This window comes from Diaphorobacter sp. HDW4A (assembly GCF_011305995.1).
In the GTDB taxonomy this organism is placed as follows: domain Bacteria; phylum Pseudomonadota; class Gammaproteobacteria; order Burkholderiales; family Burkholderiaceae_C; genus Diaphorobacter_A.
In genome coordinates this window covers 5,125,602-5,144,347 of the sequence record NZ_CP049910.1, presented here as the reverse complement: position 1 = coordinate 5,144,347, position 18,746 = coordinate 5,125,602, and the positions used below count along the sequence as shown (strand labels likewise).

The following is an 18,746-nucleotide window of genomic DNA, read 5'->3' as shown; positions in this document are numbered from 1 at the left end:
TTCTGATTCAACGATTCCAGATGTCGCGACTGATGGCCGCATACCAGGATGCGCCGTAGCGCGCCTCGGCCGCGCGGAATGCAGCGTTGGCGTCCAGCGGACTGATGCCGACGGAGTGTGGTGCGTCCACGAGTCGGCCTTCTTCGGCGCGATACACGCCCGCCACCGAGATGCCGTAGCCCGGGCCGATGAGGCTGTAGCAGGTGTTGGCGAAGAGGGCGGCGGCGGGCTCCTGCCCGAGCAGCTCGGCGGCGATGCTGGCGGCCACCAGCTTGCCCTGATTGTTGGCCGCGAAGCCGGATTTGGGCATGGGCCCGGCGAAGCTCGCGTCGCCCACCACGTGGATGTCGGCGACCTTGCTTGATTCGAAATTCTCGCCCTTCACGGGCACCCAGCCGCTGGCGTCGGTCACGCCTGCGCGCTCGGCGATGAAGCCTGCTTTCTGTGGCGGAATCACATTGAGCACGTCGGCCTTGTGGCGTGCGCCGAAGACGGTCTCGACCTCGAGCGTCTTCGCATCGACGCGCACCACCTGACCATCCTGCGCGATGCCCTGCCACTCGATCATGTCGCCATACAAGGCCTTCCATCCCTGCAGGAACAGCGCCTTCTTTGAGAAATTCTGCTTGGCGTCGAGCAGCAGGATCTTGCTGCGCGGTTTGTGCTGTTTGAAATAGTGGGCCACCATCGCCGCGCGCTCATAGGGGCCGGGCGGGCAGCGGAACGGGTTGTCGGGAATCACCATGATGAAGGTGCCTCCGTTGCGCATGGCCTCCATCTGCTTGCGCAGCAAAAGCGTTTGTGAACCGGCCTTCCAGGCATGCGGTGCCAGCTCTGCTGCGGCTTCGTCATAACCTTCGAGGGCATTCCAGCGCAGATCGATTCCGGGAGACAGCACGAGCCGGTCCCAGCGCAGCACCTGGCCGCTGGAAAGCGTCAGCGTGCGCTGGCCCGCGTCGACGTCTTCGGCGCGTTCGTGGACCACGCGCACGCCCGCTTTGCGCAGGCCATCGAAGTGGTGGCCGATGCTCTCCCAGCTGCGCAGACCGGCGAGATAAAGATTGGAAAACGGGCAGGTGTAGAAGCGCTGTGCAGGCTCCACCAACGTGACTTGAGCTTGCGGTGCCAGCTGACGCAGGTAGCGCGCCGCCGTGCCACCCCCAAAGCCTCCGCCGACCACCACAATGTGCGCCGATGCGGCCTGCGCGCGCACGATGGACGGCGCGGCCAGCGCCGCCAGCGCGGAGCCCAGAATCCTGCGCCGGTTGCTGGGCATCAGCGCGCTTCCTTGCGTGAGGAAAACCACTGCGCAAGTGCTTTGATCTGCAGGTCGTCAAACCCTTGCAGCAGCAGCGGCATGATGGTGCTGCTGGCATCGGCCTTGGCAGGTGCTATGGCCTTGAAGGCGCGCAGGCGACCGAGCAGATCAGCGGCGCTGCGGCCTTGCAGAGTGGGGATGCCACCGGCCTCGGACATGGGTGCATGACAGGTCACGCAGGTGGCTGCGAGCACGGAAACGTCCTGCGTGCGCAGGTCGGTCGACGCTGCATTCGCCGCCTCGCTGGCCGATTGGTATGCGAACACGAGCACGAGCGCAGCGCACAGCATGGCAAGAATGCCGCGCAGTTGCAGAAACGTATCAGTTATCCATGGCGATTCGCGCCTTCCGTGGCGCATGGAACTGGCGCGATCCGGGCGAGAGCAGGCTTGCTTAGGGCCGCCCGCCGCGCTGGCTGCGTCCCCCTCCCGCGAAGCGAGAGAGAGGGAAGGCGCGAAGCGACTCAGGGGGTGTTTTTTTTCATACAAGCCAGCCACGACGTGTTCCTTCGTCAATGAGAGACTGCACTTGAGGTGCGATGCCCTCGGTTTCAAATAACTCTTCGAGCTCGCTCACGATGGCTTGCACCGTGTGCTTGCCATCGCAGCGGCGCATGATTTCTGCCGCGCTGTCGTTGAGCTGCATTGCTCCCTCAGGCAGGTGCAGCATCCAGATGGCTTGCGCAGGTTCGTATTGCATGCGCAGCGTGTGTGAGAGAAGAGGCAGAGCGGTATTCATGGGACTGACGGGGGGACTTCGGCGACCTTTTCTGACCACCTTCTTTTCTTCTGCTTTTCTGCTTTATCTACTTCGGCGCGTTTTCCACAAAGCTGCGGATCGACCAGGCGACCTCGGGCGTCAGCACGCCTTCCCACGGCGGCATGTGGACGATGCCGAATTTCTGCTTGCCGTAGCGCACCGATTTGATGAAGAACGCGTCGGCATCGCCCATGCAGCGCTGGCGCAGTGCCTCATCCTGAATGCGCCTGCAGCCGATGCCCATGCGCCGCAGATCGGGCGCGGGCGAGCGCGAACCGTTGGCGTCCGCGCCGTGGCATTGCGCGCAGGCCTGGTTGAAGGCGCTGCGGCCGATGACGACAGCGTCCTTGTTGCCGCGCAGTGGGTTGGGTTCATCCCAGGTTTTTGCGGCGGCAGGCAGCGCGCCGGTGTCGACCTGCGGCTTGACGACTTCGAAGGCGTGGGCGGCATGCATCACCAGCAGGGACGCTGAAAGGGCAGCAGCGATGCTCGCGAAGAACGACAGTGGCCTGCGCGGTTTCATCTTTTTCTTCTTCGTCATCATCATTGTCTTCACTCCCATTCTTTCTTGCAGCCCTTGCAGCCTTCCATGTTCGATTCATGGAACAGCGTGTAGCGCACGAAGTTGCCTTCGAACACGGCGTCCTTCAAGTTGGTGGCCGAGAGCTTGGCCTCCTGCAGATCGTTGGAGATGAAGCGTGCGCCGACGAACCATGCGTGATTGAAGCGCGCCATCTCGAGGTTGGATCCTTCGAAGAGCGCGCCCGAGAAGTCGGATCGCATCAGGCGCGCGCCTTCGAGATCGGCGCCGATGAAGCGCGCGTTCTTGAAGTCGGTGTTGGCCGCCGTGGCCTTCGAAAGACGCGCGCCGGTCAGATTCGCGCCTTCGAGATTGGCAGCGGCCAGGTTGGCTCCGCGCAGGTCGGCACGCGTGAGATCGGCACCGCGCAGATCGGAGCCTGCGAGGTTCTTGCCGACCAGATTGGCATGCCGCAGATCCGCGCCGGGGCAACGTGTGTACGGCCAGATCGGGCAGCCGTTGATGATCAGCGGTTCGTTGGATGTCGGCGTGGCCGGGTCCGCGGAATCCGTTGTGTGGCCGGGTGTCTGTGCCGAGGCCGTGACACCGGCAAGGGATGCCAGTGTCACGGCTGCGCACATGGCGATGAGCGCAGCGTTTTTCTTCATCGGGCTCAGCGGCTTGCGAGCTGCTTGGGCAGCTTGAACACCCACATCGAGCCGCCTTGCGTGACCTGCTTGGTCAGCTCGGCCATGTCGCCACCCCACAGCGGCACCGCACCGCCGTAGCCGGACTGGATACCGACGTATTGCTCGCCGTCCATCTGCCAGGTGATCGGCACCGAGACCACGCCGGATCCGGTCTGGAACTTCCACAGTTCCTTGCCGTTTTTGGCGTCAAAGGCCTTCACGTAGCCGTCCGACGTACCGGTGAACAGCAGGTTGCCGGCGGTGGTGAGCGTGCCGGCCCACAGCGGGAACTGCTCCTTGTGCTCCCATGCGATCTTGCCGGTCTGTGGGTTGATGGCGCGCAGGATGCCGACGTGGTCGTCATGTAGCTTCTTGATGCGGAAGCCCTGGCCCAGATAGGCCGCGCCCGGCTTGTAGGTGATCTGCTCCGACCAGTAGTCCATCGCCCAGTGGTTGGCGGGAATGTAGAACAAGCCGGTGTCGGGGCTGTAGCTCATCGGCATCCAGTTGGTGCCACCGAGGAATGGTGGCGACACGAAGATGCTGTCGCCCTTTTCCTGGCCTTCCTTGGGCTCGGGGGGGCGGTTGTTCTTTTCGATCGGCAGGCCGGTCTTCAGATCGAAGCCCGAGGCCCAGGTGATGCCGTCGACGAATGGCCATGCGTTGATGATGGCGTTCTGCTTCCATGGATGGCCGCCGTCGGCCTTGGAGAGTTTTTCGCGGTCGGTCACGAAGAAGAAGCCGTTGCGGTCCGCATGCGCGGAGGCCTTGACGGTCTTGCCGGTGGCCTTGTCCTTGTAGTCGAACAGCAGCACCGAGTTGTTGCCAGAGAAGTCCCATGCATCGTTCGGCGTGTGCGAGAAGAAGCCCTTGAGATCGCCGTTCGATGGATCGATGTAGGCCTGGCCGGATGTGTAAAGGCTAGGCCAGTTGCGTGGATCGTCGCCCTTGGCGGTGCGCTTCCAGGTGTTCCATGGCGCGGGGTTGCCGGTGCCGACGACGATGGTGTTGGTCTCCACGTCGAACGATGGCGTCTGCCACGGTGCGCCGCCGCCCTGGCTCCAGGCTTCCACCTTGCCGGTGGCGGAGTTGGGATCATTCGGCCATGTCGGGGCCTTGGGATCGCCGGTGGGCGTGCTGGGTTCGCCATTCAGACGGCCGACATGGCCCTCGACCAACGGACGTGCCCAGATCTCCTTGCCGGTGTCGGGATCGCGTGCGTAGAGGTAGCCGACGACGCCGAATTCGTCGCCCGACGAACCATGCACCAGCAGCACCTTGCCGGTCTTCTGGTCCTTGATGATGAAGGGGGCGCCGGTCATGGTGTAGCCGACCTTGTGGTCGCCGAACTTCTCGTTCCACACGACCTTGCCGGTGGTGCGATCGAGTGCGATCACACGTGCGTCGAGCGTGCCGAAATAGACCTTGTCGCCATAGATCGCGGGGCCACGGTTGACCACGTCGCAGCAGGGACGGATGTCTTCGGGCAGGCGGTGCTCGTAGGTCCACAGGCGCTTGCCGCTGCGTGCGTCGATGGCGACGAAGCGCGAGTACGACGCAGTCACGTAGACCACGCCGTCATGCACCAGCGCCTGGGCCTCCTGGCCGCGCTGCTTTTCGCCGCCGAACGAGTAGCTCCATGCCGGCACGAGGCCCGCGACGTTCTTGGTGTTGAGCGTCTTGAGCGGGCTGTAGCGCTGCGCCGTGAGGCCGAGGCCGTAGGACAGCACGTCGCCGGGGGTCTTGGCATCGTTGGCGATGTCTTCCCACGCCACGGGCTTGACCGCGAAGGCGGGCAGGCAGGTGGTGGCTGCGATGGCCAGACACACAGTGTTCAGGCGCAGATGGCGGAAGGCCGGGATGGTCATGGTGATGTGCTCCTCGTATGGTTGTCGATGAATCGCCATCGGGCATTTGCAATACACGTGCCATTGGCCTGTGCGCCGCGTGCCGCGCGAAATGCACTGCACCATGTGGCGCGGGCGTTCAAATGTGGAGCGATGTGTGGCGCGAACACTGTTCACTTACGGAGCAATGCGCGGGTGGACAGGTCAGTCCGTGGATCAGTACATGCGGCGGATGAGGCCGTCCTTGAGGATGAACTGGTGGTGCACGAACGCGAGCATGTGCACAGCGATGAGCAGCATCAGCGCGTAGACTGAGAACTCGTGCACCAGGCTCATGAGCGACTTGGCGTCATCCCAGCGTGCGGCAAGCTGCGGCAGCTTCCAGCCAAAGTAGCGGATCGGATAACCCGAGAACACCGAGCCGAGAAAGCCCGACAGCGGCACGAGCAGCATGAAGAGATACAGCAGCGCGTGGCTGGCCTGCGCCATCTTCTGCATCAGCGGCACCATGGGCACGGCGGCCACATGTGCGCGTGCGAATGCCCATAGCAGGCGCACGAGGATCAACAGCCCGAGCGTCATGCCGATGGACTTGTGGATGTTGAACCAGTAGGCGCGCGTGCCGCTCGAATCTTTGGGCAGGCCCGTCATCCACAGGCCGAGACTCAGCTCGGCAATCAGCAGCGCGGCCATGAGCCAGTGCAGCAGCACCGAGAAGCGGTCATAGCGGTCGTGGCGATCCCGGTAGTCCGGGATATGGATGGGGGCGAGCGTCGTCATGGTGTTGTCTCCGGAGGGCCTTGGAATGCGTTGTCATGCGCGCAATGCTGAAGGCACACGCGCGCTGCGCGTGGCCGCATCCATGGAGGGAGAGGGCCGTCGCGCGTCAGTTCAGCAGGTCGGGAGGCAGCAGGTTCTTCTTGCGGTAGATGGTGTTGCGGGACACCCCGAGCGCCTTGGCCGCCGCCGACACATTGCCCTTGTGTGTGCGCAACATCTGTGCCATCGCGTTGAGCGTGACGTCGTGCAGGCGTGCGCTGTCGGGCGCTTCGTCGTCGCTGTTGGCGGAAGCGGCGGTGGCGGAGTGAATGACGGTGGCCTCGATGGCGAGCGGCGCGCTGTCGCCGATGCGCAGCTCTTCGAGAAAATCATCGGGCAGATGTTCGGCATCGATGGAGCCGTGGTCGCCCACCATCACGGCGGCCGTGCGCAGCAGGTTGTGCAGCTGGCGCAGGTTGCCGGGCCAGTGGTAGCTTGAGAGCAGGGACATGACCTCGGGCGAGATGTCGATCTGCTGGCCGCTGTCGCACAGCGACTTGAGCACCTTCTTGACCACCACCTCGAAGTCGGTGCGCTCGCGCAGTGCGGGCAGGCGCACGATGAGGCCGTTCAGGCGGTAGTACAAATCTTCGCGGAATTCGCCGCGCGCGATCATGTCCTTGATGTTCTTGTGCGTGGCGCAGATCACGGTGACATCGACCTCGACCTCCTTGCTCGCGCCGAGCGGGCTGACCTTGCGCTCCTGCAGCACGCGCAAAAGCCGCGCTTGCAGGTGCTTGGGCATGTCGCCGATCTCGTCGAGAAACAGCGTGCCGCCATGTGCCTGCACGATCTTGCCGACCGATCCTTTCTTGCGTGCGCCGGTGAACGCGCCTTCCTCGTAGCCGAAGAGTTCGGCCTCGATCAGCGATTCGGGAATCGACGCGCAGTTGACTGGCACGAACGGCTGGCGTGCGCGCGCGGAGTCGTTGTGGATGGCCTGTGCGAGCAGGTCTTTGCCGGTACCGGTTTCGCCGAGCACCATCACCGGAATGTCGCGATCGACGATGCGGCGCAGCTTCTGGATGACTGAGGCGATCTGCGCGTCACCGGTGTCGAGGTACTGCAGCGACGACAGATGCGGCTTGCAGCGCGACTCGGCGGCGGAAACGGTTGCGCGCGTCGGTTGCGGCGCAGTGGTTGGCGCGCCGTCGCGCTGCACGGGTGCGAGCGATGGCGGCGCCCAGGGGCCTGCGGGTTTGATCTCCGTGCGGCACCAGACCGACACGCCGTTGTGCATGCCGAGCTGGCGCGGCGTGGAGGCCGAGCCACTGAACAGCTCGAACAGCGCCGACATCGGCAGGTTGAACAGCGACGAGAACGTGTGCGCCTTGAGCGCGTGATGCGAGAGCCCGAGCTGGAACTGCGCGCTGCGGTTGGCCGAGATGAAACGGCCATCGGGCGAGAACACCGCGATGCCCTCGACCAGCGTGCCGAGGAACTCGGGGCGCGAGTGGAAGTGCAGCCGCACGGCCTTGGGAAAGCTGTCGGCGAACATGTGGTTCTCGATCAGCTGCGCAGACATGCGCACCAGCGCGAGCGTGTGCTGGTGGTAGCTGCGGTGGTCGCCCGTCACGTCGAGCGCGCCGATCACCTGACCATGCGGATCGAAGATCGGCGAACACGAGCAGGTGAGTGCCTGGTTGGCGCTCATGTAGTGCTGATCGCCATGTACGGTGATGGCCTCTTCCTCGCTCAATGCGGTGCCGATGGCGTTCGTGCCCTTGGTCTTTTCGGACCAGTCCATGCCCGGCACGAGAGCCACCCGCGAGGCCTTTTCGAGAAAGTCGTTGTCGCCGAGAGAATGCAGCACCATGCCTTGTGCCGAGGTCAAAAGCACCATGCTGTGGGTATTGGCGATCTGGCCGAACAGCGTCTCCATGATGGGCGCGGCGTGCTGGAACAGAAAGCGGTTCTCGTCCATCGCATTGCTCATGTGGCCACGACTGGGGCTGGAGTAATCGGGCTCGTCATGCACCGCTACGCCATAGGTCTGCGAGCGCCGGTTGGCCTTGTCCAGCACCTGGGCCACGTGGTGATCAAGCGCCACGGGAGCCGCTGTGGCAGATGCATTCTGCTGCGCGGGTAAGCGAGTGAAGGATTCCGTGCTCATGTTGTGCTTGTCTCTTGTAGGGCTGGTCGGATGTGCTGGTGGTCGGTAGGCATTCACTTGCTCGTTGACCACGGCGCCCGGTAGCAGGCGCCGAAGAGGGCCTTGCTCTTGTTATGGCCCGCATTCTCTTTATAGACAAGACCTCCCACAACTGGGATATCCCCAACGCCGCGAGCGCTTGTAGTCCAAGCGGTGTTCGGGTGTTCCAAATTGGGACAGTTTGGGGTCTGGATGATGCAGTTTGCAGCAATCCGGGGTTTCCGGCCGAAAAGTGGCACGCGTGGCCTGCAACTTGCTTTTGATGAGGAGAAGCGACTTCTTGCAGCTTTCTTACGACGTACGTACTACTTACTTCCAACAACCGGAGACAAAACATGAAACGAACTCCCACGCTCCCTCGCTTGCTTCGTCACCGTCTGCTCGCATTGGCCTTGGCGGTCTGCGGAACGACTGCCACATGGGCGCACGGCGACATGGTGCCGCAGGCCGTGGACACCAGCTCGCTGCCGCAACTGGGCGAGAAGTGGTTGGAATCGAATCCATACGACAAGGCCAGTCCCGCACGCAAGGAAGCGCTGCGCATCGGCAGCTCGGCCTACAACCAGAACTGCGCGCGTTGCCACGGGCTGGAGGCGCTGTCGGGCGGGATTGCTCCCGATCTTCGCAAGTTTGATGAGGATTGCAGTGGGCTGGCGGATGCTGCGAAGAAGGCGGCTTGCTTCAAGGAGATGGACGACTTCTATGTGGGGACGGTGCGGAGGGGGCGTACACGGGATGGGCGGGTGTACATGCCGCCTTTCGAGGGGACATTGACGCAGGAGGCGATCTGGTCGATTCGCAGTTATCTCGAGGATCGTCGGGATAGTACAAAGTGAATTTTTTGTACTGTTTTGTTTTTTTAGCCTTTGTGCTTTGCTTGGGGGCGGAGGCCGGGAGTTCCGCCCGGCGGCGGAGTAACTTTTTGGTCTTGCCCAAAAAGTCACCAAAAATGCGCTTTTGAATACCCGCGGCAGAACTCGCTATGCGCTTCGCGCGCCGCTCGGACAACCGCCGCGAGTCAGAAGTTTCATAAGAGGTGTGTTCGGCACGTCGCTGCGCTCGTGCCGCCCATCTCGCGACTTCGCATGTTGCAGCGCAATCGTTCTCGTGCAAAAGAGCAGTGGGCATTTGCGCTCCAACTCAACTTCGTAAACGTCCTGGCACGAGCGAAGCGATGTGCCGCAAATGCCTCTTAGTTAGACACTGACTCGCGGCGGTTGCCCGAACGGAGCGACGCAGTCGCGCAGTAAGTTCTGCCGCGTGACCCCGCATTCAAGCGCGTTTTTGGTGACTTTTTGCGCGCAAGCAAAAAGTTACTGCCCCGCCGGGGGCAGTCCCGGCCTCGGAAATCAAACACCCAGCGAAACCAAAAAAGTAGAGAAGAACGGGTGATGCAACAACATCATCAAAACCCCAAACCCAATCTCAGAACTGATAACCAGCATTCACCCCCACCATCCACTGCCGCCCCGGCGCACTCTCATAAAACCGTCCATTGGACTCATTGACAATCACCGACCCAACGTACTTACGGTCGGCAAGATTGTCGACCCGCCCAAACACCCCCACCTTCCAGCCACCGGCAAGCACGTTGTAGCTCGCACTGGCCCCGAGCACACCATAAGCCGGCGCCATGACGCTGTTGCTGTCGTTGGCCGCAACAGAACCGATGCGTCGCCAATCGACCCCCGCACGGAAAGCAGGGCTCGGTCGCCAGTCGAGCGCGAGATAGGCCTGGGTGCGCGCGGTTCCGGCGATGCGCTTGCCTGCGGGCACGCAGCCTGCGCCCTTGGCGTCGCAATAGCCTTCGCTGAGGGTCGCGTCCAGCCAGGTGAAGGCGGCGTTCAGATGCAGTTGATCGGCAAGACGGGTGCTGTTGCTCAGCTCGACGCCTTGGCGCTTGGTGCGGCCTGCGTTCTGAAAGCTGCTGCGACCGCCGACGTTTTCGGCGACGACGATTTCGTTGCGGGTGCGCGTTTGAAACAGCGCTGCGGTCCATTCGCCGCGCATGGATTCACCAACGGCGTAGCGCTGTTTCCAGCCGATTTCTGCGCTGGTGGAGGTCGCCGGCTCGAGGTCGAAATTCAGGCCCGGCTGGCTGGCGGGGCGGTAGGAGATTTCGTTGAATGTGGGGGTCTCAAAACCGCTGCCGATGGAGGCGAATGCGTTCGCGCTGTCGCTCACGCGGTATTGCAGCGAGAGCAAGGGCAGGGCGCGGTGATAGCTGGTGTTGCCGCTGTCGTCGCCGTTGCCGGTGACGATGTATTTGTCGCGTGATTCGAGCTGCACGTTGCTCCAGCGAACTCCGGCCTGCGCGGTCCAGTCGGGGGCGAAGTTCCACGATACCTGGGCGTAGGGATCGATGTTGGTGAGCGTGTTGCGTTCCTTGCGGCGCAGGGCGCCTTCGACGCCCAGGGTGGTGCCGATGAAGTTGTTGTAGCCACGGCGGTCTTCTTCGACGATGTTGGCGGCGAGGCCTGCGACGATGTTGAAGGGGCGCGACGCCAGTTCGCCGCTGTGCGCCCAGCGCAGGTCGGTGCCGCCGTACCTGCGCTGCAGATCAATCACGCCGCCCGCGCTGGTGGCGGCGGTCTGCGAGGTGGCGGGGGTGGACTGGTATTGCACGATTTCGCGTTCGCCGGCGTAGACCATCATGCGCAGCGTGTTGGCGCCGTCGAGCCGGTGTTCGTAGGTGAGGCCTGCCTGGGTCTGGCGGGTGGTCTTGCGCGAGTTGTAGTCGATGGGGTTCTTGGCGACGGCGCGGGGATTGGCGGCCCAGTCTGCGGGGGGGAGGCCGCCGGGGTCGAGCGCATCGATGGCGACGTGGCTGGCGACGAGCGTGAGGTGGCCGTCGTTGCCGATCTGGGTGTCGATGCGCGCGTTCAGCAGGTTCTTGTCGGCGGCGCTTTGCTTGCGCCAGCCGGCGGTGAGGTAGCGGCTGGCGCTGACGACGTAGCCGATGCCGTTGGCCTCGCCCTTGGCCTTGAGGCCGATGCGCTTCTGGCCGTCGCTGCCGAGCGCGAAAGTGCTGTCCACCTGCGGCGCACCTTCGCCGCGTTCGGTGTAGACGTTGAGCACGCCGCCGGCCGAGTTGCCGTAGAGCGCGGAGTAGGGGCCGCGCAGCACCTCGATGCGCTCGGCGGAGGACAGGTCGATGTTGCTGATCTGGCCCTGGCCGTCGGGCATGGTGGAGGGGATGCCGTCGACGAAAATCTGCACGCCGCGCACGCCGAAGGTGGAGCGCGCGCCGTGGCCCCGGATCGACAGTTGCAGATCCTGCGCGTAGTTCTGGCGGTTCTGCAGCAGTAGGCCGGGCACGCCGGGCAGGGCTTCGGAGAGGTTGACCTGCCATTGGCGGTCACGCGCGTTGTCGCCGTCGATCACGCTGATGGACGCGGGTGTTTGCTCCAACGGAGTGGGAGCGAGCGTGCTTTGTACTGTGATCGCAGGCAGGGTCTCGGGCGCCGTCGTCTGGGCATTGGCTGCGTGGGCCAGCGCGATGAGGCCGCAGAGGGTCGCGAGCTTGAACGGTGCGCGAGTGAGTACGGCGTGGGCGTGCATGGAGGGTCCTTGTCTGTTTGTCTCTGTCTGGTTGTGTGGGTCGCTGCCTTCCAGGTGGTTACAAATACCGTGCCATGGGCCCGAGGCATTGGAGCAGACCGCTTTGCGCCACTTCGCCGCGCGGGGGTGTTCCAGTCTGGAGCAGTGCTGCTCCAGCGCTGTTCCACATCGGACGCAGCGTCTTTTTGGGAAAGATTGGAAAGATGCTTGACCTTCACATCATGTGAGGCTTTAACGTAGAGCCCATGACTGATACCGCAATCACTTCCTCTTCCGTTTCAGCTTCGGTTTCGTCGCTGGATCTGGGCATTGGCGGCATGACCTGTGCGAGCTGTGTGGGGCGCGTGGAGCGTGCGCTGCGCAAGGTGCCGGGCGTGCAGGATGCCACCGTGAATCTGGCCACTGAGCGTGCGCATGTGACGCTCGGGCCCGACGCTGCCTCCGCCGACATTGACGCCATCCTGCGCCGCGCCGTGCGCAATGCGGGCTACGAGCCGCGCAGCGTGGCCGAGCAGGAGGCCGATGAGGAATCGGCCTCGCCGTGGGCGGGCTTCATGCCGGTGGCTATCGGCCTGATCCTGTCAACGCCATTGGTGCTGCCGATGATTGGTGACCTGTTCGGTCAGCACTGGATGCTGCCGGCCTGGGCGCAGTTTCTGCTCGCCACGCCGGTGCAATTCATCCTCGGTGCGCGCTTTTACAAGGCGGGCTGGCATGCGCTGAAGGCGATGACGGGCAACATGGATCTGTTGGTCGCCATCGGCACGACGGCGGGCTACGGGCTGTCGCTGTGGCTGTGGTTCACCGCGCATCCGGGGCATGTGCCGCATCTGTATTTCGAGGCCTCGGCGGTGGTGATCACGCTGGTGCTGCTTGGAAAATGGCTGGAGGCGCGCGCCAAGCGGCAGACGACCGCGGCGATCCGCGCGCTGCACGCGCTGCGGCCCGACGTGGCGCACCTGATGGGGCGCGACGGCGAGGTTGATGTGCCGATTGCCGAGGTGATGGCGGGAGACAAGTTGGTTGTGCGTCCCGGCGAGCGCATTCCGGTGGATGGCGTGGTAGTCGAGGGCCATACCCAGGTCGACGAATCGATGCTGACCGGCGAGCCGCTGCCAGTGGTGCGCGAGGCGGGCGCGGCCATCACGGGTGGCTCGATCAACGGCGACGGCCGCATCATCATGCAGGTCTCGGCCGTGGGCTCGGAGACCGTGCTGGCGCGCATCATCCGCCTCGTCGAAGACGCGCAGGCGGCCAAGGCGCCGATCCAGCGGCTGGTGGACAAGGTGTCGTCGATCTTCGTGCCGACGGTGCTGGTGATCGCACTCTTCACTTTCCTCGGCTGGATGTGGGCGGGAGCGGGCGTCGAGGTGGCGCTGATCCACGCGGTCGCGGTGCTGGTGATCGCCTGCCCGTGTGCGCTTGGTCTGGCGACGCCGGCGGCCATCATGGCGGGCACGGGCGTGGCGGCCAAGCACGGCATTCTGATCAAGGACGCCGAGGCGCTGGAGGTGGCGCACAAGGTCGACACCGTGGCGTTCGACAAGACCGGCACGCTGACCGTGGGCCAACCAAGATTGATAGCGTTTCACGTGGAACCAAACGGGCCTGAGAACGACATTCTTGCCGCCGTGGCGAGCGTGCAGAGCGGCAGCGAACACCCACTGGCGCGCGCCGTGGTGACTGCAGCGAAAGAGCGCGGCATCACCGTGCCCGAGCCCGATGGCGTGCGCGCCGTGCCCGGTCGCGGTACCGAGGGCGAGGTGGCGGGTAGGGGCTATCTGATCGGCAGCCTGCGCTGGATGCAGGAGCTGAATGTGGATCTGGGCACTTTGCAGGCCGTGGCGAGCGATTTGCAGGACAAGGGTGCCACGGTATCGGCGGTGGCCGAAAGACGCACCAGCGGCCTCGCAGCCGTCGCCTTGCTCGCGTTTGGCGACGAGCCCAAGCCGGGCGCGAAGGAAGCGCTTGCCGAACTGCGCGCCAAGGGCGTGCGCTGCGTGATGATCTCGGGCGACAACAAGGGCGCGGCCTACGCGATGGCGCGGCGTCTGGGGCTTGATCCCGATGCGGGTGAGGTCATGGCCGAGGTGCTTCCTGGAGACAAGGCGGCCGCGATCACCCGGCTCAAGCAAGGCGGCCACGTGGTTGCCATGGTGGGCGACGGCGTGAACGACGCCCCCGCGCTGGCGGCGGCTGATGTGGGCATGGCCATGGGCAACGGCACGGACGTGGCGATGCACGCTGCCGGCATCACGCTGATGCGCGGTGACCCCAAGTTGGTGGCTGCGGCGCTCGACATCTCGCACCGCACGGTGCGCAAGATCCGCCAGAACCTGTTCTGGGCCTTCGCCTACAACGTGGCCGGGATTCCGCTCGCGGCGCTGGGCTTCCTGAGCCCGGTGGTGGCGGGCGCGGCGATGGCGCTTTCGTCGGTCAGCGTCATGACAAATGCTCTGCTGCTCAAACGCTGGAAGCCAACGGGAAGCGATTCGGACGCATCCTGATCGGCACTTGTCAGTCCTCTGAAGCCCTGGATATCGCACGATGTCCGGGGCTTTTTTGTATCAATGCTTGTATTGGATAGAATTTTTCAACACAGCGTTGTATATTACATGTCATCATCACATGTAATAGATACGGTGACTGACATGGAAGAGAAAACATCGGCCTACTACCAGAGGCTGCATCGCCAGCGATTGCGCGAGTCGGGTCTGGTCAAGAAAGAGGTCTGGATACTTCCCGAGCACGGGGCTGCGCTGCATCGGCTGGAAAAGCTCATGCGACTGCCCGGGGCTCAAGCGGGTTCTTTGACGTTGCATGACAAGGAGGAAGACATGGAAACTGGCTCTCACTCGTACTGGAATGTCCGCAGCCTCGCGGCCGAACTCAAGGCCAGCGGCTGGGCTAAAGACGGCAAGCTGCAGGTGGAGGTGCTCGAAGGGGCCGATGCCAGCCTGTTGGTGACGTTGCCTGAATTCGGCGATCTGCCGGTGCATCTGGCGCTCTCGGGCGAGCAACTCGTGGTCGAGGCCTTTCTCTGGTCCGCCAGCGACGTGGCCGACCGTGCGGGGCTCAACGACCAGATCCTCAGGCTGCAGAAGCTGTTCCCGTTCGCCACCATCGCGCTCGAGCCACTCGGCGCAGGCGGCGATGGCTATGTGATGTTCGCAGCGCTGCGCTCGTCGGCGAGCAGCGACGACATCATCTGCGAGGTCCTCACACTGGCCGACAACGTCATTCAGGTGACCGAAGCCCTCGCGTCCTTTCTGCCGCGCGTCGCGCAACCCGCCTGAGCGGCGGGTGCCACCACCCGAGTCAACCCACAGCAACAGGAGTTCATCATGGCCGTATGGAACAAGCTGGTGACCGCGCTGCGCGGTGCCGCACACGAAGCGGGCGAGGCCGTCACCGACAGCCAGGCGCTGCGCATCCTCGATCAGGAAATCCGCGACGCGGACAATGATCTGAACAAGTCCAAGGAAGCGCTGGCCGAGATCATGGCCAAGCAGAAGCTCGCCGCGAGCCGCCTGCAGATCACGCACCAGAAGATCGGCGAGTATGAGGGCTACGCGCTCAAGGCGCTGGAGACGAATGACGAAGCGCTCGCGCTTGAAGTGGCGGGCAAGGTCTCGCTGCTCGAAGCGCAACGCGACGAGGAAGAGGCCCAGAGCACCGCCTACACGCAGAGCGTGGAGGAGCTGCGCACGGCCATCCAGAACGCGCAGACCAACATCAAGCGCCTGAAGCAACAGGCCGACACGGTGAAGGCCACCGAGAGCGTGCAGCGCGCCCAAGCCACGGTGGCGGGCCGCTACACCGGCTCTCAGTCGCGCGTGCAGAACGCGCTCGATTCGCTCGAACGCATCAAGCACAAGCAGGCCGAGCGCGGCGCGCGTCTGCAAAGCGCGGCGGAGCTTGCGCGCGAAGGTAGCGAAGACGTGCTCGACGCGAAGCTGCGCGCCGCAGGCATCACGCCGCAGCAGGGCAGTGCGCAGACGGTGCTCGAACGACTGAAGGCACAAAACGCACAAAAGGCGGGCGCGCCATCGGCCTCGCCCAGCAAGGCTTCCTGAGCGCGGCTGAGCGGCGGTCGCCCGCATGCGACGGGGACCTTGCGCGAGCGAGTCCCGCGTCGCTGAAGACGAAGTAAAAACGATAACAACAGAGACCCGGTACCCCCAAGGATCAGATACGCGCTGCCAGCCTTTCAGGCAGCACCAAGACAACAACATCATCCATCGAAGGAGGGCCTGTATGACAGCGTTCTTGCACTACGCGCTGGGATTCCCGACATTCATCTACGGCATGCTGCTGCTGGCCATGCTGCTGTATTGGGTGATCGCCATTTTCGGTTTGATCGAGGTGGATGCACTGCATCACTGGACGCTGTTCGATGGCAGCCATCACATGCACGGCCATGGGCACGGACACCACGGTGCCGAAGACTCCATCGGCGCGCTAGCCGGCCTGTTGCTCAAGGTGGGGCTGGGCGGCGTTCCTCTTACCGTCATTCTCACGGTGCTGTTCCTCATGTCCTGGCTGATCAGCTACACGCTCGCGCATTTCGTGCCGATGCCCGATGGCTGGACGCTGGTGAACATCGTCACAGGAAGCGGTCTGTTCTTTGCGGCTGGTGTGCTGGGCTTCATCGCCACTGTCATCGTTCTCAGGCCCCTTCGCAAGGTGATCGCGATGGTCGCGCCGCCGGAAGAAGCCAGGATTGTTCTGGGCCGCACGGGCCTCGTGCGCAGCGCTGTGGTCAACGCGACGCAGGGCTACGGCAGCGTGGCGGACGGCGGCGGCGGGCTCAACGTGCAGATGCGATCTGCCGACCGTGAACTGCCGCGCGGCACGGAAGTCGTGCTCATCGAGCACCTGACCGAACACAACGCGTGGCGCGTGGTGAGCAAGGCCGAATTCGAAGGCCTTGAATTGCCGCAGCGCCACTGAAACCTCCTTTTGATTTTGATTTTTCTCCGCTTTTCTTTTTGAGGGACTGAAACCATGAGCTTGAACTTCTCCGAGTGGTACATCGTTCTCGGCGTGACCGTTGCGGTCATCGTCGTCCTGATCTTCGCCATGCTCGCCATGGTCAAGGCCTTCTACATCAAGGTCCCGCAGGGCACGGCACTGATCATCAACGACACGACCTCGCAGCCCAAGGTGAAGTTCACCGGCGGTCTCGTTCTGCCCGTGATCCACAAGAAGGAATTCATGCAGATCTCGCTGATCACGCTGGAGATCGACCGGCGAGGCAAGGAAGGCCTGATCTGCAAGGACAACATGCGCGCCGACATCACCGTGGCGTTCTACCTGCGGGTGAACGAAACCTCGGAAGACGTGCTCAAGGTGGCCAAGTCCATCGGCGTGGATCGCGCGTCCGACAAGGTGGCTGTGAACGAGCTGTTCAACGCCAAGTTCTCTGAAGCACTGAAGACCGTCGGCAAGCAGGTGGAGTTCGTGAAGCTGTTTGAAAACCGCCAGGATTTCCGCGACCAGATCATTCATGTGATCGGCAATGATCTGAACGGTTATGTGCTGGAAGACGTGGCGATTGATTACCTGGAGCAGACCTCCAAGTCCTCGCTCGACCCCAACAACATTCTGGACGCCGAAGGCATCCGCAAGATCACCGAACTCACGGCCAAACAGAACATCGTGACCAATGAGCTGGAGCGCAATGCCGAGCTCGCCATCACCAAGAAGAACACGGAAACCAAGGAGTCGATGCTGGCCCTTGAGCGCCAACAGGCTGATGCAGTGGCTCGCCAGAAGCGCGAGATCGCAACCATCCAGGCACGCGAGCAGGCTGAGACCCAGAAGGTGCAGGAAGAAGAGCGCCTGAAGGCCGAGCAGGCCCGCATCCAGACGCAGGAGCAGCTCGACATCCGCGAAGAAAACCGCCAGCGTGAAGTGGCCGTGGCGCAGCAGAACCGCGAGCGCGCGGTGGTGATCGAAGTGGAAAAGGTCACGCGTGCCAAGGAGCTGGAAATCGTTTCGCGTCAGCGCGAGGTGGAACTGCAACGCATCGACAAGGAAAAGGCCATCGAAGTCGAGAAGGCGAACATCGCCAACGTGATCCGCGAGCGCGTGGCGGTTGAAAAAACCGTGGCGCAGGAAGAGGAGCGCATCAAGGAAGTGCGCGTGGTCTCCGAAGCGGATCGCATGAAGCAAGTCACCGTGCTCACCGCAGAGGCTGCAGCTCAGGAAGACCTGGTGCGTCAGGTGAAGAAGGCCGAGGCCGACGAAATTGCATCGCGCCACAAGGCGGTGGAAGTGACCACGCTGGCGCAGGCCGAGCTGGAGTCTGCGGGCAAGACGGCCGAGGCCAAGAAGAAGATGGCCGAAGCCATCGAAGTCGAGCGCGCCGCACCAGGCCTTGCCGATGCGAAGGTGCGCGAAGTCACCGCCGCCGCCATCGAGAAGGAAGGCATGGCGCAGGCCAAGGTGATCGCCGAGCGTCTGATCGCCGAAGCCAAGGGCGAGCAGGAAAAGGGTCTGGCGCATGCCCGCGTGATCGAAGCCACAGCGGACGCCAACGAGAAGCAGGGCCTTGCCGATGCCAAGGTGCTCGAAGAGCGCCTGCTCGCACAGGCACGCGGCGAGGCGCAGGTGGGTAACACCAAGGCTGTCGTGACCCGCGACGTAGGCCAATCGGAAGCCGACGTGATGCGCGAAAAGTTCTTCGCCGAAGCCAAGGGTTTGACCGAGAAGTTCACTGCGCTCGGCGGCCTCTCGGATCAGGCGCGCTCGCACGAAGAGTTCCGCATGCAGCTCGAGAAGAATTTCGAGCAGGCACTGGCCGCCATCGAGGCCAACAAAACGGTCGCGAAGGAACAGGCCGAGGTATTGTCCTCTGCACTCAGCAAGGCCAACATCGACATCGTGGGCGGCGAAGGCGCGTTCTTCGACAACTTCGCCAAGGCGCTGTCGGTGGGCAAGGCGATTGAAGGCGTGTCGGGCAAGAGCCCGATCGTGCAGGAACTGCTCAGCAAGTTCCTCGGCGGCAAGGGAGATCTGACCTCGTTACTGGGTCACGGCAAATCCGACGACAAGCACCAGCCGCCAGCGGCTTGAT

Annotated in this window: 15 protein-coding genes; 6 read left to right on the top strand and 9 right to left on the bottom strand. The window is 63.4% G+C overall.

Going from position 1 to position 18,746, the window contains the following annotated elements; translation table 11 throughout:
* Nucleotides 1–7: 7 nt before the first annotated feature.
* The 8 genes from G7047_RS23570 to G7047_RS23535 all read right to left on the bottom strand — a co-directional run bounded on the left by G7047_RS23570 (nt 8) and on the right by G7047_RS23535 (nt 8,065).
* The gene (locus tag G7047_RS23570) at nt 8–1,276 is read right to left on the bottom strand and encodes an FAD/NAD(P)-binding oxidoreductase (protein WP_166310574.1); all 1,269 of its coding nucleotides are present in this window, start codon (nt 1,274–1,276) and stop codon (nt 8–10) included.
* Nucleotides 1,276–1,677 carry a hypothetical protein gene (locus G7047_RS23565; protein WP_166310572.1) on the bottom strand — a complete coding sequence of 134 codons (402 nt, stop codon included), beginning with the start codon at nt 1,675–1,677 and terminating at the stop codon, nt 1,276–1,278. Before G7047_RS23565 ends, G7047_RS23570 begins: the two co-directional genes overlap by 1 nt.
* Nucleotides 1,678–1,798: 121 nt before the next feature.
* A complete protein-coding gene (gene pqqD, locus G7047_RS23560) occupies nt 1,799–2,056 on the bottom strand; it encodes a pyrroloquinoline quinone biosynthesis peptide chaperone PqqD (RefSeq protein ID WP_166310570.1) in 258 nt (85 codons plus the stop codon).
* Between the two features lie 67 nt (nt 2,057–2,123).
* Nucleotides 2,124–2,600: a c-type cytochrome gene (locus G7047_RS23555; protein WP_205904667.1), complete on the bottom strand. Its 477-nt coding sequence runs from the start codon at nt 2,598–2,600 to the stop codon at nt 2,124–2,126.
* Between the two features lie 29 nt (nt 2,601–2,629).
* Nucleotides 2,630–3,265, bottom strand: a complete 636-nt coding sequence (locus tag G7047_RS23550; protein WP_205904666.1) for a pentapeptide repeat-containing protein — start codon at nt 3,263–3,265, stop codon at nt 2,630–2,632.
* Between the two features lie 5 nt (nt 3,266–3,270).
* Nucleotides 3,271–5,154, bottom strand: a complete 1,884-nt coding sequence (locus G7047_RS23545) for a methanol/ethanol family PQQ-dependent dehydrogenase (RefSeq protein ID WP_166310568.1) — start codon at nt 5,152–5,154, stop codon at nt 3,271–3,273.
* 195 nt (nt 5,155–5,349) lie between these two features.
* The gene (locus G7047_RS23540; RefSeq protein WP_166310566.1) at nt 5,350–5,913 is read right to left on the bottom strand and encodes a cytochrome b; all 564 of its coding nucleotides are present in this window, start codon (nt 5,911–5,913) and stop codon (nt 5,350–5,352) included.
* A 106-nt stretch (nt 5,914–6,019) separates the two neighbouring features.
* Entirely contained in the window at nt 6,020–8,065 is a 2,046-nt protein-coding gene (locus tag G7047_RS23535; protein ID WP_166310564.1) for a sigma-54-dependent Fis family transcriptional regulator, read from the bottom strand.
* Between the two features lie 374 nt (nt 8,066–8,439).
* On the opposite strand from G7047_RS23535, the gene pedF reads away from it, so the two are divergent.
* Entirely contained in the window at nt 8,440–8,940 is a 501-nt protein-coding gene (pedF, locus tag G7047_RS23530; protein WP_166310534.1) for a cytochrome c-550 PedF, read from the top strand.
* A gap of 589 nt (nt 8,941–9,529) precedes the next feature.
* Here the strand turns inward: pedF and G7047_RS23525 are convergent.
* Nucleotides 9,530–11,665: a TonB-dependent receptor gene (locus tag G7047_RS23525; protein WP_166310532.1), complete on the bottom strand. Its 2,136-nt coding sequence runs from the start codon at nt 11,663–11,665 to the stop codon at nt 9,530–9,532.
* Nucleotides 11,666–11,910: 245 nt separating this feature from the next.
* Here G7047_RS23525 and G7047_RS23520 point away from each other — a divergent pair, with 245 nt between their 5' ends.
* The 5 genes from G7047_RS23520 (at nt 11,911) to G7047_RS23500 (ending at nt 18,745) form a co-directional block, all read left to right on the top strand.
* Nucleotides 11,911–14,172 (top strand): cation-translocating P-type ATPase, encoded by a 2,262-nt coding sequence (locus tag G7047_RS23520; RefSeq protein ID WP_166310530.1) that lies wholly within the window; start codon nt 11,911–11,913, stop codon nt 14,170–14,172.
* Nucleotides 14,173–14,316: 144 nt separating this feature from the next.
* Nucleotides 14,317–14,961, top strand: a complete 645-nt coding sequence (locus G7047_RS23515) for a YjfI family protein (RefSeq protein WP_166310528.1) — start codon at nt 14,317–14,319, stop codon at nt 14,959–14,961.
* 48 nt (nt 14,962–15,009) lie between these two features.
* Entirely contained in the window at nt 15,010–15,741 is a 732-nt protein-coding gene (locus tag G7047_RS23510) for a PspA/IM30 family protein (RefSeq protein WP_166310526.1), read from the top strand.
* 181 nt (nt 15,742–15,922) lie between these two features.
* Nucleotides 15,923–16,618 (top strand): ubiquinone biosynthesis protein UbiH, encoded by a 696-nt coding sequence (locus tag G7047_RS23505; RefSeq protein ID WP_166310524.1) that lies wholly within the window; start codon nt 15,923–15,925, stop codon nt 16,616–16,618.
* A 54-nt stretch (nt 16,619–16,672) separates the two neighbouring features.
* Nucleotides 16,673–18,745 carry a flotillin family protein gene (locus G7047_RS23500; RefSeq protein ID WP_166310522.1) on the top strand — a complete coding sequence of 691 codons (2,073 nt, stop codon included), beginning with the start codon at nt 16,673–16,675 and terminating at the stop codon, nt 18,743–18,745.
* Nucleotide 18,746: the final 1 nt, after the last annotated feature.